The 16,654-nt window shown below is 54.4% G+C and carries 20 protein-coding genes; 6 read left to right on the forward strand and 14 right to left on the reverse strand.

Annotated elements, in window-relative coordinates; genetic code table 11:
- Nucleotides 1-11 precede the first annotated feature (11 nt).
- The 8 genes from OEZ10_03765 to OEZ10_03800 form a co-directional block, all read right to left on the reverse strand.
- Complete coding sequence (locus OEZ10_03765) at nt 12-557, reverse strand: HD domain-containing protein (GenBank protein MDH5632090.1); 546 nt, start codon at nt 555-557, stop codon at nt 12-14.
- A 2-nt stretch (nt 558-559) separates the two neighbouring features.
- Nucleotides 560-967 carry a secondary thiamine-phosphate synthase enzyme YjbQ gene (locus OEZ10_03770; GenBank protein ID MDH5632091.1) on the reverse strand — a complete coding sequence of 136 codons (408 nt, stop codon included), beginning with the start codon at nt 965-967 and terminating at the stop codon, nt 560-562.
- 164 nt (nt 968-1,131) lie between these two features.
- Nucleotides 1,132-1,485, reverse strand: a complete 354-nt coding sequence (locus OEZ10_03775) for a hypothetical protein (GenBank protein MDH5632092.1) — start codon at nt 1,483-1,485, stop codon at nt 1,132-1,134.
- A gap of 10 nt (nt 1,486-1,495) precedes the next feature.
- Complete coding sequence (locus tag OEZ10_03780) at nt 1,496-2,671, reverse strand: alanine--glyoxylate aminotransferase family protein (protein ID MDH5632093.1); 1,176 nt, start codon at nt 2,669-2,671, stop codon at nt 1,496-1,498.
- Nucleotides 2,672-2,785: 114 nt separating this feature from the next.
- Nucleotides 2,786-4,009, reverse strand: coding sequence for a glycolate oxidase subunit GlcF (gene glcF / locus OEZ10_03785; protein MDH5632094.1), 1,224 nt, complete (start codon nt 4,007-4,009; stop codon nt 2,786-2,788).
- Entirely contained in the window at nt 3,990-5,087 is a 1,098-nt protein-coding gene (gene glcE, locus OEZ10_03790) for a glycolate oxidase subunit GlcE (GenBank protein ID MDH5632095.1), read from the reverse strand. Before glcE ends, glcF begins: the two co-directional genes overlap by 20 nt.
- Nucleotides 5,088-6,536, reverse strand: a complete 1,449-nt coding sequence (locus OEZ10_03795) for an FAD-binding protein (protein MDH5632096.1) — start codon at nt 6,534-6,536, stop codon at nt 5,088-5,090.
- 162 nt (nt 6,537-6,698) lie between these two features.
- Nucleotides 6,699-7,997: a GGDEF domain-containing protein gene (locus tag OEZ10_03800; GenBank protein ID MDH5632097.1), complete on the reverse strand. Its 1,299-nt coding sequence runs from the start codon at nt 7,995-7,997 to the stop codon at nt 6,699-6,701.
- A 180-nt stretch (nt 7,998-8,177) separates the two neighbouring features.
- Here OEZ10_03800 and OEZ10_03805 point away from each other — a divergent pair, with 180 nt between their 5' ends.
- Entirely contained in the window at nt 8,178-8,513 is a 336-nt protein-coding gene (locus tag OEZ10_03805) for a thioredoxin domain-containing protein (protein MDH5632098.1), read from the forward strand.
- Nucleotides 8,514-8,526: 13 nt separating this feature from the next.
- The gene (locus tag OEZ10_03810; protein ID MDH5632099.1) at nt 8,527-8,901 is read left to right on the forward strand and encodes a VOC family protein; all 375 of its coding nucleotides are present in this window, start codon (nt 8,527-8,529) and stop codon (nt 8,899-8,901) included.
- Nucleotides 8,902-8,926: 25 nt separating this feature from the next.
- On the opposite strand, the gene OEZ10_03815 is transcribed toward OEZ10_03810, so the two are convergent.
- A complete protein-coding gene (locus OEZ10_03815; GenBank protein ID MDH5632100.1) occupies nt 8,927-9,310 on the reverse strand; it encodes a DUF4389 domain-containing protein in 384 nt (127 codons plus the stop codon).
- A gap of 142 nt (nt 9,311-9,452) precedes the next feature.
- Between OEZ10_03815 and djlA the strand changes: the two genes are divergently transcribed.
- Nucleotides 9,453-10,241: a co-chaperone DjlA gene (gene djlA / locus OEZ10_03820; protein ID MDH5632101.1), complete on the forward strand. Its 789-nt coding sequence runs from the start codon at nt 9,453-9,455 to the stop codon at nt 10,239-10,241.
- 54 nt (nt 10,242-10,295) lie between these two features.
- Here djlA and OEZ10_03825 read toward each other — a convergent pair whose 3' ends face one another.
- The 4 genes from OEZ10_03825 to OEZ10_03840 form a co-directional block, all read right to left on the reverse strand.
- Complete coding sequence (locus tag OEZ10_03825; GenBank protein ID MDH5632102.1) at nt 10,296-10,562, reverse strand: hypothetical protein; 267 nt, start codon at nt 10,560-10,562, stop codon at nt 10,296-10,298.
- A 120-nt stretch (nt 10,563-10,682) separates the two neighbouring features.
- Entirely contained in the window at nt 10,683-11,375 is a 693-nt protein-coding gene (locus OEZ10_03830) for a DCL family protein (GenBank protein ID MDH5632103.1), read from the reverse strand.
- Nucleotides 11,376-11,522: 147 nt separating this feature from the next.
- On the reverse strand, nt 11,523-12,002 hold the full coding sequence (locus OEZ10_03835) for a hypothetical protein (GenBank protein MDH5632104.1): 480 nt from the start codon (nt 12,000-12,002) through the stop codon (nt 11,523-11,525).
- Between the two features lie 624 nt (nt 12,003-12,626).
- On the reverse strand, nt 12,627-14,165 hold the full coding sequence (locus OEZ10_03840) for an AMP-binding protein (GenBank protein ID MDH5632105.1): 1,539 nt from the start codon (nt 14,163-14,165) through the stop codon (nt 12,627-12,629).
- A gap of 128 nt (nt 14,166-14,293) precedes the next feature.
- On the opposite strand from OEZ10_03840, the gene OEZ10_03845 reads away from it, so the two are divergent.
- Complete coding sequence (locus OEZ10_03845) at nt 14,294-14,578, forward strand: hypothetical protein (GenBank protein MDH5632106.1); 285 nt, start codon at nt 14,294-14,296, stop codon at nt 14,576-14,578.
- Here the strand turns inward: OEZ10_03845 and OEZ10_03850 are convergent.
- Nucleotides 14,575-15,627 carry a DUF2333 family protein gene (locus tag OEZ10_03850; protein MDH5632107.1) on the reverse strand — a complete coding sequence of 351 codons (1,053 nt, stop codon included), beginning with the start codon at nt 15,625-15,627 and terminating at the stop codon, nt 14,575-14,577. The genes OEZ10_03845 and OEZ10_03850 overlap by 4 nt on opposite strands.
- A 282-nt stretch (nt 15,628-15,909) precedes the next feature.
- Here OEZ10_03850 and OEZ10_03855 point away from each other — a divergent pair, with 282 nt between their 5' ends.
- Nucleotides 15,910-16,320 (forward strand): PilZ domain-containing protein, encoded by a 411-nt coding sequence (locus tag OEZ10_03855; protein ID MDH5632108.1) that lies wholly within the window; start codon nt 15,910-15,912, stop codon nt 16,318-16,320.
- A gap of 122 nt (nt 16,321-16,442) precedes the next feature.
- On the forward strand, nt 16,443-16,634 hold the full coding sequence (locus OEZ10_03860; GenBank protein ID MDH5632109.1) for a hypothetical protein: 192 nt from the start codon (nt 16,443-16,445) through the stop codon (nt 16,632-16,634).
- Nucleotides 16,635-16,654 lie beyond the last annotated feature (20 nt).

Below are 16,654 nucleotides of genomic sequence, written 5' to 3' on the forward strand. Positions count from 1 at the left end.
ACAAGTCCTGCTCAGGGTTTGTTTTTATAGACTTCGTCGAATGCCTGTTCCAGCGATTCATTGGCGCCGCGCAAGCCGTTCACAACATCCAGCGCCCAGTCGAAATAACGGCGCTTGCGTCCGGCATCCCAGCCATGTGGCGGATAGGCAAGTATGTCACGCAGGTTGCATATCTTGTCAGCCAGCTTGACCTGCTTGGCCATGTGACTGGCGTGTGGCGCTTTCTCTACCTGGATACGTTTACGCTGATCCGGCGGCAGGTCCTTGTCGTCAGTCACCTCAAGAACAATTTCACAGATTCGCTCACCAAACAGGTTGCGCAATTCATCAATCGTGGTTTCAGTATCTTCAATGGTGTCATGCAGTATAGCGGCAGCAATGACCACGGCATCGGTAACACCGCCCTCATGCCAAAGCACGTTGGCCAGGTCAATGGGATGGTTGATGTAGGGAGAAGCCTCGGCACCCTTGCGGCGCTGATGTCGATGCTTGTCCGCGGCAAAATCGAGTGCCTTGAGCACGAGACCGGTATCGTCAAACTGCCAGCTGTCAGACATGATTATTCACCAATATGTACAACAACATGACGCCGGTTGTTGCCATGACGATGTTCCCACAGGTATACGCCTTGCCAGGTTCCAAGCGCAAGCTGTCCGCCGATGACCGGGATCGATAAAGTGGTAGCTGTTAATGCGGCCTTGATATGCGCCGGCATATCGTCCGAGCCTTCCATGGTATGGGTATATAGCGAGTCGTATTCCGGCACCAGCCGGTTCAGCCAGTTTTCCAGGTCGCGCCTGGCGGAAGGATCAGCATTTTCCTGTATGGTCAGGCTGGCGGAGGTGTGCCGCACCAGTATCGAACACAAGCCCTCAGTAATACCCGAATCCCTGACTACTGCACCCAGGGCAGAAGTAAAATCATACAAACCCTGTCCGGCAGTATTAACGCTGAGCTCGGTAACCACGCAACTCTCCCCACGATGAGGAATTCATTCTAGCGACAAACAGCAACAATGTCAGGCGCACCGATGCCGTGCATCAGTCAAACTGCGAACAGGTGAGGGGTATCCGGCAACCTGGCTGGATGCAGGCGAACTCAAACCGGGTTAGCAAAGAGGGCAGGCAGAAGTCAGCTTAGCAGAGCCGGAATTTCATCTGTCAGGGCCAACAACTGCATGGCCACGTTCAACGATGACGCGGTGAACTGGTTAATATCCTGCCATTGGTCAGAGGCGCCAACCGTTTCATTCAGCTTGTGCCCCATAACGCGCATTAACCACTTTCCCGGTTCATTCCGGTCGCGGTTTCGCTCAACAGTGACATAAAGCTTGGGCTCATGCGAGCCGTCGACAATCATCGCCAGGATGTAGCGATACTCGCGACCATCAGAGCTTTCGATATCACCAAGTATGGTGGCCTGGTATTCACCGACCTGGTACCGCTTTTGCGGTACCGCGGTGGTGAATCCGGGTTTGTTATCCATAATCCTTGTTTCAGGCAACTGCCTGGGCAGCGGATACAGCAACACCACTCTTGATGGGTGCCTTCATTTCGGTCAGGATGGCATCCAGTGCACCGAGACAGAAAATGATGTTCTTGATATTGCTGGCATGCCCCATCAAGCCGATGCGCCATACCTTGCCGGCCAGGGCACCCAGGCCCGCGCCAATTTCAAGATTGTAATCATTGAGCAGGCGACTGCGAACGGCGGCATCATCGACACCTTCCGGAATGTTCACCGCGTTCAACTGTGGCAGTCGTGATGCCTCATCCACGAGGAAACTGATACCCATGGCTTCAAGACCAGCACGCAGTGCCAGGTGATTTTTCATGTGGCGATCCCACGACGCCTCAAGACCTTCGTTTTCCAGCATGACCAGCGCTTCGTGCAAACCATAGACAGCATTGACCGGCGCGGTGTGGTGGTAGGCACGCTTGGCACCCGGGCCCCAGTAACCCATGACCAGCGTCGTATCCAGGAACCAGCTCTGTACCGGTGTCTTGCGTGCCTTGATTTTTTCGACGGCGCGATCGCTGAACGTTACCGGCGACAGGCCCGGCGCGCAGGACAGGCATTTCTGGCTTCCGGAATAAACGGCATCCAGTTGCCAGTCATCCACGCGCAACTCGGAACCGCCCAGCGAGGTCACGGTATCAGCAATGACCAGGCAGCCATGCTTGTGCGCGATTTCTGAAAGTGTCTTGGCATCTGACTGCACGCCGGTCGAGGTTTCAGCATGAACAAAGGCAACAATCTTGGCATCCGGGTTGGCTTTCAATGCGTCTTCGAGCTTGCCGGGATCCACCGGTTTGCCCCAGTCATCCATTACCATGATGGCTTCACCACCGGCACGAACAACGTTTTCTTTCATGCGACCACCGAACACACCGTTCTGGCAGACAATGACCTTGTCTCCCGGCTCAACCAGGTTCACAAAACAGGACTCCATGCCTGCGGAGCCTGGCGCGGATACCGGGATGGTGAGCGTATTCTTGGTCTTGAATGCGTACTGCAGCAGTTCTTTCACTTCATCCATCAGCGCGACAAACTGCGGGTCAAGATGACCGATCGTGGGACGGGCCATGGCCGCCAGGACGCGTGGATGAACATCAGACGGCCCGGGACCCATCAGGGTGCGAACGGCCGGGTTAAAAGACTGTGCAGGCATGGGACTCTTCCTTCAATTCTTGGGTTGGTTCAGGAATGGCGCAGTATACGTTTTGAGTTTTCCCGCGGGCAACCACAATAACCCTACAAAGCGCCACTCAAAAGGTCATTGTAGTCAAACCTTGTCACCCCGGGGCAGGTATTCCGCCAGCCATTCGACCCAGTGCCGCACCGGCAGCGGGCTATGGCGCTCCAGCTGCAACTGGCAGCCAATATTGGCGGTGGCGATGGCATCGGGCGTATCGCTCTCCAGCGCCTGCGCCTTGTTTTTACCGAGCTGGGCTGAAATTCGGGGGTGCAACAGCACATAGGCGCCGCCGGCGCCGCAACACAAATGGCTGTCCGGTACATTGCTCAGGCGAAAACCGGCACGGCTCAGAATCGTTTCTGCCTGGATATCAAGCTTCAGTCCGTGCTTCAGGGTGCACGGCGCGTGAAATGCCAGCCGCGGCGCCGACGCTGACACCGCCGGAAGCTCGGCATTGGCCAGTTGCTCAACCAGCTCTCTGACCGCGCCGGCTACACGCCCGGCCTTGTCACGATAGGTCTCGTCGTCAGCCAGCAGCTTATCGTAGGACTTCATGAACTTGGCGCAGCCGCTGGCCGAGACCACCACGGCTTCAGCGCCCGCCTGCAGCCGCGGCCACCAGGCGTCGATATTGGCGCGCGCCATGTTCCGCGCAGCGTCCAGGTCACCCATGTGCGCACTCAAGGCGCCGCAGCACTGTTCCTGTTTTACTGAAACAGACGCCACGTTAATGCGTGCCAGCACATCCCGGACACTGGCATTCACGGCCGGGGTAAAACATTCCTGGGCGCAGCCCTTGAACAGGATGACCTGTTTATCCGCAGCGATCGCCGGGGTTGCCGGCGGCACCGGTCGCGGCAGGTAGCGCGCCAGCCGTCGTGGCAATATGACTCGCAGTGGTGCCAACACTCGTAGAACTGGCGCCAACACGGCGATGCGCGGCACCAGCACCGTAATCATTCGACGAAAAAGTCTCATCGGGCCGTGATACCGCGCCGACGCCGGCAGCGCCTGCTTGGCCTCGGTTACCAGTTCAAGGTAATCCACCCCGGACGGACAGGTAGTCTCACAGCTTTGACACGCCAGGCAGCGATGCAGGTGGTCGCGCGTCACCTCGCCGGCCACTTCACCTTCCAGCCACTGCTTGACCAGGTAGATTCGTCCCCGTGGACCATCGCGCTCATCGCCGAGCAACTGGTAGGTCGGGCAGGTGGCGTTGCAGAAACCGCAATGCACGCATCGACGCAGAATGGACTGCGCCTTTTCACCCAGCCGGGTGCGAATCACCGATTCAGGTAATTGCGTCTGCATCGATTGGCTCCGGCTCGAGGTCGCGATACATGCGACCCGGGTTCAGAATATTGTGCGGATCAAACGCACCCTTGATACGTCGATGCCAGGTCACCAGCGATTTTGGCAATGGCTGAAACACGTCCACATCATTGGCATTACCCTGGTACAAGGTGGCATGACCGCCCAGGCCGGCGGCATGATCACGCACGGCTTGCGCCGACAAATCGGTACGCAACCAGCGCTGGGCACCGTTCCAGTCGAGTAATGCCTCGCCCTGCAGATCACGAAGCGGTGCTGCAGCCGGTACCGACAGCCGCCATAAACCGGGCTTGTCCTGCTGATCAAAATAATCGCTGCGCTGATGACGCAAGTAATGCCAGTAATCATTTGCCGCTTCATCGCCACCGAGTTCATGCCCGGCGGCAGCTACCGCTGCCTCGCTGCCGGACAGTCGCACCCGCAAAACTCCATCCTGCCACGCGGTAGCACTGACCGGGATGGCGCGCGCCGCCAGCGATTTCATCATGGCGTGGGCATCAGTCATTGGCATGGCAAAGCTGCGCGTCGCTTCCGCTTCAGGCAATGGCAACACCTTGAACGATATATCCAGTAATACTGCCAACGTTCCCATGGAACCCGTCAGCAAACGAGAGACATCGTAACCGGCAACGTTTTTCATGACTTGGCCGCCAAATGTCATCATTTCCGCACGACCGTTAATCACGTTCATGCCTAACACATAATCACGCGCCGAACCGGCAAACGGTCGGCGTGGGCCGGACAGGCCGCAGGCGACAACGCCGCCGATTGTTGCCGTGTCACCATGAGATGGCGGATCAAACGGCAGCATCTGGCCGCGTTCTGCCAACACCTTTTCAAGCTCGGATACCGGTGTACCAGCGCGGACTGTCACCACCAGCTCGGTAGGCGCGTAGCTGACAACACCACGATGCTTGCCAACTTCCAGCACATCGCCGTCAACGCGATGACCCAGGAAGTCCTTGCTGCCACTGCCACGAATGGCAAGAGGCCGCCCGCTCTCCACGGCCTCGGCAACCTGTTCGCGCAACTGCTTGCTGTGATCGGCTTCGGTCATCTAAAACCGCTCCAGTTCCGGGTGCGGCAAGTTGCCGCCGTGTACATGCATGGCGCCCAGCTCGGCACAGCGATGCAAGGTCGGCACCGCCTTGCCAGGATTCATGCGTCCTTCAGGATCCAGCGCCGCCTTGATGGCATGAAACTGTTTCAGCTCAAGCCGGCCAAACTGGATACACATCTGGTCCAGCTTTTCGGCACCGACACCATGCTCACCGGTAATGACACCACCCACGTCAACACATAGCTTGAGAATATCGCCGCCAAACGCCTCGGTACGTTCCAGCTCACCGGGCTGATTGGCATCGTAAAGAATCAACGGGTGCAGGTTGCCATCACCGGCATGAAACACGTTGGCTACTTTCAAATCATATTTTTGCGACAAGTCGGCAATGCCCTGCAACACTTCCGGCAGGCGCGCACGCGGTATGGTGCCATCCATGCAGTAGTAATCTGCCGCCAGCCGCCCCACTGCCGGAAACGCCGACTTGCGACCGGCCCAAAGGCGCGCGCGCTCGGCAGCATCATCGGCAATGGTGATATCAAATGCGCCGCAGGCATGCATCACTGCCTGTACCTTTTCACTGGCGTGGGCAACTTCGGCTTCATAGCCGTCCAGCTCACACAGCAGCATGGCTTCCGCGTCCACCGGGTAACCGGCATGAATAAAATCCTCGGCCGCCCTGATCGCCAGGGTGTCCATCATCTCGAGGCCGGCAGGAATGATGCCGGTGCCGATAATGTCGCCCACCGCCCTGGCGGCGCCATGAATTTCCCGAAACGCGGCCAGCAATACCCTCACTGCCGGCGGCCTCGGTAACAGGCGCACGGTGACTTCGACAACCACACCGAGCATACCCTCCGAACCGGTCATCAAGGCCAGGAAATCATACCCAGGCTGATCCAGCGCACCGTCGCCGAGCTGCAACAGCTCGCCGTCCGCCGTAATCACCTTGAGCGCAATCACATTGTGTACCGTCAGACCATACTTGAGGCAGTGCACGCCACCGGCATTCTCGGCAACATTACCGCCAATGGAGCAGGCAATTTGTGATGAGGGATCGGGCGCATAATACAAACCGTAACGCCCGGCAGCTTCGCTGATGGCGAGATTACGCACGCCCGGCTGCACACGCGCGATACAGGCGTCGGCATCAAGCTCCAGAATCTGGTTCAGTCGCGCCAGGCTCAGCAGCACCGCGTCACCGCGCGGCAAGGCGCCGGCCGACAGCCCGGTACCGGCGCCTCGGCTGACCACGGCCACGCCCTGGTCGCGGCACACGCGCATGACATCACGCACCTGGTCCACGGTTTCGGGCAATACCGCGAGCAGTGGCATTTGTCGATACACCGACAAGCCATCGCATTCATAAGGATGCAAGGATTCCTCGTCGGTCAGAACCTGCTTGGCAGGCAAAAACTCGCGCAAGGCATTAGCAAGCCGTGACACACGGTCAGGATCGCGCTGTTGATGTTGATGCGGATTGTAATCGTCAGACAAGGGACCGACCCGTCAAAATTCCCGAAGACCGTATGAATACCAGACTTGGGCCCAAAGAAACACCGTCAATGCCCGGGGATTAACCGGGGATTGTCCTGAAATTCCGGCATTTTAGTTCTGGATGCAGTTTCGCCCGGCGTCCTTGGCCTTGTACAAGGCCTTATCGGCCTTCTTCAGCGCATCCCGCGGAGTCAAATCGCCGTTGACGCAGGTAGCGACACCGGCGCTCACGGTAATTTTCACGTCCTTGGCGGGCTTGCGGCCACGTTTTGGCTTCTCCGGCCGGGTCAGCGGGCGGCCACTGGAGCGCAGCGAAAACCGCGACTCGCCAATAGACCGGTGTACCCGGGCAATCGCTTCCTCGCACTCGGCGTACACGCGGTTGGGAAACAGCAGCGTAAATTCCTCGCCGCCGTAGCGATAGGCTTTTCCGCCACTGCCGACGCGCTCCAGCCTGGCGGCAACATAGCGCAACACCTGGTCGCCGACATCGTGGCCATGGGTATCATTGAATTTCTTGAAATGATCCACGTCCACCATGACAACCGTATACACCTGGCCGAGCTTCAGCAGTTGTTCATTCAGCGCGCGTCGCCCCGGCAGGCCGGTCAATTCATCCACGTAGGCCATGCGCCAGGAATCCTGGATAACCGTGATAATCAACAGCAACCCGGCAACAGAAAAGAACGTGATGAATACAAACGACTGTCTCGAATGTTCCATGGCCAGCATGAACGCGACCAGGCTGGATACCAGCCCGCCTTCCACGGCGTTATGACTGACCAGGACACGCACAACAAGCACGGCAGCTGCAGCAACAAAGACCAGTTGCGCCAGTTGCGGCAACTGCTGCCACGGCAAAACTGTTGTTGTTGAAACAACTGTGTAGAGCAACTCGCCCAACGGCGTTGCCGCATAAACCACAAGTAGCGCCGATACCGCCACCTGAACAACTATAGCCAGGAATCGTATGAATCCCGGCCTGCTGAAAATGCCGCGCTCAACAAGCAACCCGTAAACCAGGAAGTTGGCCGGCACCAGCAAGCAAAGCAACGCAAACATGGCATCCGCGGTCGCGCCGGTACTGACGAGAACCAGCTCCTGCATCACGCCATAAGCCACCGCCAGCAACAATGCCGGGAAATACGCCCGCGCACGATTAAATCGCCAGGCCAACAGCAACACCGCGCCACAAATGACATAGGGCACATACTTGTACAACGACAGTACCGCGTTATGCACAAACGGTATGAATTGCACTGTCAATGCCACAAACAGCAATACTGCAGCTGGCGTAATAAGTGCGAGAATCGCCTTTTTTGCGGATCGTATAACCATTTCGCTCGATTGCGCTTTTGTCACGCCCCGGGTTAATCTGGCCAGTATAGTATCGGATGCAAGGGTGCTCATTAAGTCTCTCCGAACGGGTTTGCGCCAGAGCCTGTTTCTTGTTTTCCTACAGCGTAGGCAAGGAACAGGGATTGCGCCAGCACAAAGCCATACATTTGACCGCACCCTCCGATAAGTGGTTGATTTTGTACAAACGATCAGTTGTGATTAACCCCAACCTTGACAGGCCGACATATACCCATGGAAACCCTTAGCCAGTTTGATTTTCATCATCGTCTTGCCGAAACACGCGGCGAAGCTGTTGTGTTATTCAGCCACTCCGGCTGCAGCAGTTGTCGAAGCTGGCGTGAAGCGCTGGTTCACTACCAGGCCACGCATCCGGATACACAACTGTTTGAAGTGGATGCCCAGGCCGACCTGGCATTGACCCGTGAATTCGAAGTGTTTCACCTGCCAGCGATGTATTTCTATATAAAGGGGCACTACCATTGTCGCCTCGATAACCGGTTGCGTATCGATGCCATAGACGAAGGCCTGGAACTGGCCCGGCAACTGGCAGCCGAAGAAGCCCCCTGAACCCGGAATCACCATGATAGAAATTACCAGGCTGCATCACGCCAGTATTATTGTCGCCGACACCGGCCGGGCGCTGGCTTTTTATCGTGGATTACTGGGTCTCAAAGTTGATGACCAGCGACCCGATCTCGGCTACCCGGGCGCCTGGTTACAGATAGGCACGCAACAAATTCATTTGCTTGAAACGGATAACCCGGACGCCAATCGCGAAGCACCGCAACACGGTGGTCGCGACCGGCATATCGCGTTGACGATCAGCAACTTGCAGTCATTGATCAACGCACTGGACAACGCCGGTATCGCTTACACGCTGAGTCGTTCCGGGCGAGCGGCGTTGTTCTGCCGCGACCCGGATGGCAATGCGCTAGAGTTTATCGAGCAGGCCTGAAACTACGGTGCTGGTATTCCAGTGGCTATTCCGCTGGCTTGTCTGCCGGCTTGTCAGCATCCGGCTCCGCTTCCTTTTTCTTCGCTACTTTCTTTTTCGCAGCCTTCTTTTTTCCGCCGGCAGCCGCGTTACCTTCTGTCGCGGGGAAATCAGAAAACGGGAACGGCCGATCGTCACTGTTAAAGGTGACATAGCGCAGGATCTGGAAAACGTAGGTGCTCAGGCGCTGGCCCAGGTCTAGCAACTGCTCATTGGTTTGCCGGGTAAACAACACCGACAGGAACTGGAACAGCACCACCAGGGCAATCACCATCTCGGTCACGCTGTAGATAATCGTGAACAGGAGAATATTGAGGCCGCGCATCCAGGTGCCTTGCTCCTTGATATTCTGCTTGTAGTCCTCGGACATAACTGTTTCCTTTAGCTTTCTGATCAACGATCTAGTGACTATAAAACTTCCGGCCTGACATTACCATGACCGGGATCATACTGGGCCAATGTTGCCGGCCGGGATATACTACGGCTCCACGGTGAATACGGTAACAGCAACGATGGGATGGTGGGGAAAACTCGTAGGCGGCACCTTTGGCTTCATGATGGGTGGACCGCTGGGCGCGCTGCTCGGCGCCGCGATTGGTCACAGCTTTGACAAGGGCCTGAATGCCGATAGCGCACCTGGCATTGGCAACCAGGAGCGTGTACAGACGGCATTTTTTACCGCGACGTTTTCGGTGATGGGCCATATCGCCAAGGCCGACGGACAGGTCAGTGCGTCCGAAATCGCCATGGCCGAACGCATCATCGCCGAAATGAAACTGGATACCGACCAGCGCAAGACCGCCATCAACCTGTTTAATGAAGGCAAGTCCCGGGACTTTCCGCTGGACGACGTACTCACCCAGTTCCGGAAAGAATGTCACCGGCGTAACACGCTGATCCAGATGTTCATTGAAATCCAGCTGCACGCCATGTATGCCGATGGCCGCGCCGACGCCGCAGAACGCGCCGTAATAGAAAAGATCGCCTACACCCTCGGCATACCCGGATTCATCATGCGCCAGCTCGAAGCACTGGTGCAGACCCAGTACCAGCATCAGCACCAGGGCGGCACCCAGGCATCAAACCGCACCTCACTTGAAGACGCCCGCCGCGTCCTCGGCGTATCCGCCAACGACGACCAGGCCACAGTGAAAAAAGCCTACCGCCGCCTGATGAACCAGCACCACCCCGACAAACTCGTCGCCAAGGGACTGCCCGAAGAAATGGTCAAACTGGCATCAGAAAAAACGCATGAAATAAAAATGGCGTACGAAGCCATCAAGCGAGCGAAGGGTTGGTAGCATCAGCCCAGGGCGCGGTGTTTATTGCGAGTCATCCTGGATTGATATGGTGCACTAGTTCTCTATCGCCCCTGTAAGAAAAAGTATTAGCCAACAAGCCATAACGATCAAGAGCGACGGACCAAGAGCAGTACGATGATTGTTCCCTTCTTTATTAAACTGGCTTGGCATAAATAACAGAAAAGCTCCAAAGAAACCTGAATACTTTCCGGTTACATTGGCAACAGCATTGTACATGTGATAAATGGCTTTTACCGTGAAAACCAGGGCGCCAATAGATGCGACCACAACTGCTACGTATCTAAATATTTCCACATTCATGAGCAAAGCCTAACTCTGACAAAACCGAATCATGATAAGAATCAATGTTTTCTAATATTAGCAATAATTGCTCTCTGATCCGGTTCTTTGGCAGTTCCTTCGGCCTTAACTACCCTAATTTTACAAGACTTCTTCCCATGGCACTGGTACCTTAGAAAGTTGCAAATTTCCAATTTTTGAAACAGCTCTAAGTTCTGCATTTTCTTGATGGTATTTTTGCCAAGCAGCTTCAACACTTTTATTAACAAACTCTGCAACTACACCATTCCTTGAGCCTACCTCTATTTCTAGAGGACTTATTAATTCCTCATTAGTAAAATCAAACAATAACCTATCAAATGTTAATGGAGGAGTATGATCTATTGCACAATTGTCTCTATTGAGCTCAACGCCTGTATATGGGCATTTGATTTGATGTGATAAAACCTGATCTCGAAAATTAAATATTTGCGTTTTTATAGCTGTCCTTGCTGCTGATTTATAATCAAGTAACCCTTGTGGAATTAGCACTTTTGTTCTTTTAGTTGGTATCAACTTAATTGAATGAGGAAAGCTAATATCAATTTTTTTACCATCTCTTTTCACAAGAGCAAAACATCTCGTCCCATGCTCTGTTGTTTGTGTAGTAATTTCTTTTACACCATCAATTGATTTTTGGTCCCATTCATCATGAAATTTAAATAATTCAAATAAAAACCTTAAATGATTTTCGTCAACAATGTAATTATCAGGCGTTTCCTTTAAAATTGCCCTACATCGGGCGCCGATATCATCCTTAGTACGAAAATCTATTTCTCCAATTTTATATGGCATGATTTACTTCTCACGGGTAACTCTGACACATAACGTTTGAGTTAAATTCTGCATTCAGGGCCAGAGACCAATATTTTCTAATATTAGCAATGATTGCTCTCTGATCCGGTTTTTTCACAATCGACTCTAACCCTTTTGGTTTTCTGTTTAGTCTGCACCAACTAAGTTGACCCAATTTCCGTTGTTACAGTATTTGACTACTGATGATTTTTCTACATAGTGGTCATTAATAGCTTGATGAGTTATTTTAGGTGGTTTATTGCCACCATAATACCCATAATGATCAAGAATGTATTTTTTGCCTACTGTGCTTATAAATTGACCCGTTGATTTTATATTTGATGGGCATTTGGCAGGACCACCCCAAAAAATAATAATTTCTGACATGCCATTTTTTGTGCATATAACAGCTATATCAGTTTGGCCAGAAATGGCAAATTCACCTTTTGTTACGCCACCGAACTCAAAGCGCCATTTAGGCACAAGACAATTTTTTTCTTCTAATTTAGCAGCTATATCAGAAGTTAACCCTGGTACATTCTTCGGCTCCAGATAAGTAAATTCTGGTTCTTCAGCTAACACCACTGTTGAATAAACGATAATGCTACTGGCAATTAGAATTTTCATATTAATAAACATAACAGTATATTAGGAAGCGGCTTCCTATTTCAATATAGTATGCCGCATACTATTTAGCGATAGTTTTTGTATAGTAATAATTAGTATAACACTGGATTTACAGGCCGGAACACCGGTTTTTGGGATTTGGCGATTACGGGATAGACTGACAACCAACCTGGCAAGATCTGATGATCAGGGGTCAGAGCAGACTCACCCTTCGGGTTCCCTTGGTCAGACCCCGATCAATCCACTCTTTTTCCTGTTGAACTCATTCTAAACCGAGGCACGATGGTTTCCTCCCCTTCTGTCCGCATCCTGGGCGAGACCCGTATTAGCCGGAAAGCGGGTCAGCCTGTTCGAGCCCGAGTGAGCTGAAGGCTCACCGGCGAGTTCTGACCACGCTTTGCCCGGCTAATGGGTCGATGACCAGGATGGTTGCGGACAGCGGGGGCGTTTCTCTGGTTACTCTCTTGTCGCTACAAGAGAGTAACCCGCCGTGCGGGCGCGGAAGCCCGCGAAATAAATCTTGAAGCCGTCGGCGCAGCCGACCACATCAAGAAAGATTTCTCCCGCTGGTCGAAATGACAAGGAACGGGCGAAATGACACCCGAATGCAGTTTGCTGTGCAAACTACCTTTTCTCCAGAATCCCGATCACCGTCTCCGTCGTCGTTCGGAAATCCACCTTGCCACTCCCCATCTTCGGCAACTCATCCAGGATCACGATATGTCGCGGCAGCGACAACGCCGGCAAGACATCAGCCAGTTGTGACATCAAGGCGCTTTGATCCAGGTCTACATCGATCGCAACACCAACGGTAGCGCCACGCTTGGCGTCGGGCACTTCAACCGCGCAGCAACTGGCATCGTCCGGCAGGAACTTTTCCAGCGCCGCTTCTACGGCAACCAGCGATACCATCTCGCCACCGATCTTGATGAAGCGCTTGAGCCTGCCCTTGTGCCAGAGGAATCCGTCTTCGTCCATCATCGCCATGTCACCGGTTTCGTACCAGCCGGCCTCGATACGACGCACGGTTTCTTCAACATCACCGAGGTAGCCTTTCATGACCAGGTCACCGCGCACCTGCAGCTTGCCCTCTTTGCCAACACCGAGGATGTCGCCGGTTTTGACATCGATAATACGCACGTCGACACCGGGCATTGGCAGGCCAATGCTGCCGGTCTTGTTGTTGTCGATACGGTTGGCCGATATGACCGGGCTGGTTTCGGTGGCGCCGTAACCTTCACGCAATAACACGCCATGATCGCGCTCGTAGGCTTCCTGCAATGCTGCCGGCATTTTGTCGGCGCCGGCGACGGCCAGGCGCAGCGAACTCAGGTCACCGGGCTTGGCATGTTTCAAATAGCCGGCAAGAAAGTACGGCGTGCCCACGAGGATGCTGGGTTTTTCTTCTTCAATGATTTTGGCAACCGTCTTGAACTCCAGCGGGTTGGCATAGGTGACAATGGTCATGCCATAACAGATCGGCAACCAGAAGGTGACGGTCAGGCCAAAGACATGGAACATGGGCAGGATCGCCATCATCACGTCCTTGTCGGTCTTGTTGAATTCAATACCGCAGACATCCAGATTGCTGAGTATGTTCTTGTGACTTAATTCAACCGCCTTGGGTGCTTTTTCACTGCCGCTGGTAAACAGGATAACGGCGGTTGCATCCGGATCGGCCTTGTCGAATTTTTTCCAGAACGTGGATAACGGCATTTTCGACAACAGCGCGGCACTGATCTTGGTGGTCAGGCCAAAGCCGGCCATCATGTCCTCGGCATAGATCATGCCGTCTACCGAATCACAGCCGATTTTTTCCAGCAGTGCTTTTGACGTCACGATCGTGCGCAGGCCGCACTTGTGTTGCGCGAACAGGCAGTTCTCTTTTGCGCCGGTTGAATAATTGATCATCACCGGGATCTTGCCGGCCAGCAATGTCGCAATCATGGCGATTCCGCATCCTGCCGATGTCGGCAACATGATGCCGATATAGGTCTCGTCATGTTTTTGCAGTTCACGCGCCATCATGATGGCGCCGATCAGGGATTCGGTGTAGGTCAGTCGCCGGTTTCGGGTTCGGTCAATAAAGGCCAGTTTCTTCCTGTAGATATGCGCTGCATTGACAAAACATTCGTGTAACGTATCCCCTGCTACCTTTGCCATGACTAATCCCCTGAACTCTTGTTTTTGATTTATTTTTTTCAGCCCGGCATTGTCTGCCAGGCCAACCTCAAAACAGGTGTGGACATGCTCCCTTTACAGCCCGAACCATAAATCCTATTTTCCGGTTCATGCTTACGTCAGAACCGGCCAAACAGATCGAAATCCATCTCAACGAATCCCTCGAAGCCCTGGACGACGCGGCCGAGGAAGATGCATCCATCGATGACATAGCCGAAGCACAGCGGCTTTCCGAGTACACCCTGAAACTGTTTGAACAAACCCTGGCTGACTGCAACCCGGCCAATCGCCGACAGCTCGAACACGCGTTCGGCTTGCGCATCACCTACCTGCGCAGCAAGCTGGCGCGACTGAATCGGCAATACGGCGCACGCACCGCATCGCCGGATGATTAGCCCTGTGACAACAGGTTGCGCAAATCAATAACCGCCGCGTTGGCGCGCGAGATATACGACGCCATTATTAATGAATAATTGGTGACCACGCCAAAGCCGCTGCCGTTCAGCACCACCGGGCTCCACACCGGTTGCTGCGCACCTTCCAGCTCACGGATAATCTGGCGCACGCTTACCAGCGCGTTCTTTTTCTGCAGGATGTCGCGAAAGTCGTATTCCATCGCCTGCAACAGATGACTCAGGGCCCAGGTAGCACCGCGCGCTTCGTAAAACACATCGTCGATTTCCAGCCACGGTGTTTTCACGACCATGACTCGTGGCGAGGGCGTGGCTTCCCTGGCCTCGGCATCGCCGGCCAGGTTGGTGTTGATACGAATCTGGCCAATGCTGGCACTGAGTCGTTGCGACATACCGCCAAGACGCTTTTCCACGACCGCCAGCCAGTCGCGCAGGTTGTCGGCGCGGGAAAAGAACTGGGCGCCACCCTTGTCGGTCTTGGCCAGGCGCACAAAATAGCGGCCCAGAGCCTTGCGGCCCTTGGCATACTCGCGCTCGGTGGGCGGAAACAGCCACGAATCATTATCAAAGTTGAACAGCGGTTCGGCTTCCGCGAGGTCCTTGTCTTCCAGTGACTGGGACTGGGACCGGCTCATGTCGTTACGCAACGCCCGGGCCATATCCCGAAGCTGGATAATGACGCCGAACTCCCAGGAGGGCATGTTGTCCATCCACACCCCCGGCGGCATCACATCATTACTGAGATAACCGCCGGGCTTTTCCAGCAGGATATCGACTATTTCCATGGTGGTGGCAACCGTCACCATGCCGGTGACCGGCTCCAGCTGAAGCTCGGCCGCCCGCTGTGCCGCTGTTTTATGGACATTGAACTGATCAGGTTCAGAGCCCCAGATCCACGACAGCACCAGCATCACCACCATTAGCGTGGCAACGGCAAGGACGCCGGCCCAGATTGGGCCCTGCTGCTTGAGAGTCTTGGGGTGATAAAGCCGCGCCAGGTCACGACAACGCTGCCAAATTGCACTAAACATCCGCTTCATAATTTTCTGCCGATTCCATTTGCCGGGGGCAATTATGCCGCCTGCCCCGGGCAGGCGCCACCTGCCATACCAGCCTCGTTATATAAACTTGAAAATTTGTGGGTATTTCGGTAATAATTTTACCGATTACTTTAAGAAAGTCTTGTAAGTTATTAAATGATATGACATATTTATTTCAGGGTAGATGAATCGATTTCCAGATAATAGAACAGAAATCGACAATAATATATTGATAATCAACTACTTACTGAACTTTACGCGAAAGGTGACGTAATGAAGAAACGAACCCAGGATATGCGCCTTAACCCGCGCCGCCGCCTGAAAATCCGCACCACCCTGGTCCATAACCAGGTACCGATTCTGAATTGCTGCACCCGCGATCTCAGTTTCTCCGGTGCCTATATCGAAATTCCGCCATCAGTGAGCATGGCGCGCATCGGCGACCCGGTAAAACTTATTATTGATGTGGCCGGACGCAACGCCCTGATTCTTCGAGGCCGGGTCACACGCCACGGCAGCAACGGTGCCGGCGTCAGCTTTCACAAGGTTGACCTCCGCTCCAATGCCGTGATCCTGGATCTGATGTTTGGCCAGGCTCGCGCCGATGACCGCGCACGGCCAGCCGTACCCGTGCAAGTGGCGGGCGGCAACCTTCCGTCAGCCCAAACCGTAGGCTGGCGCTAGAAAAGGTCTTGCCACACAGGGTTGCCGGTTAAAATCGGCATCCTGTGTCGCCTGGTCGACTATCGGGCGGGGCAACGGGCGTGTGGCAATCAGGCTCAGGACGGCCAACCAGGGAAGATGCGATGTCGGGTGAAGAATACGCAGTATTGTTATGGACGCTCGGATCCAGGCCGCAAACCCTGATCTCGACCCTGCTGCAGGTGCTGGCGGCCTGGGGTTCATTGGTATTGACCCGCCACATTGTCAGGCAGTTCGTCAACACCATGGGGTTTTACCTGGATCGGCAGTTCTGGAATGAAAAGCTGGAGCCCTGATCACCACTGATGGCGCCAGG

It is taken from the genome of Gammaproteobacteria bacterium (assembly GCA_029880545.1).
GTDB lineage: Bacteria > Pseudomonadota > Gammaproteobacteria > Acidiferrobacterales > SZUA-150 > JAOUOD01.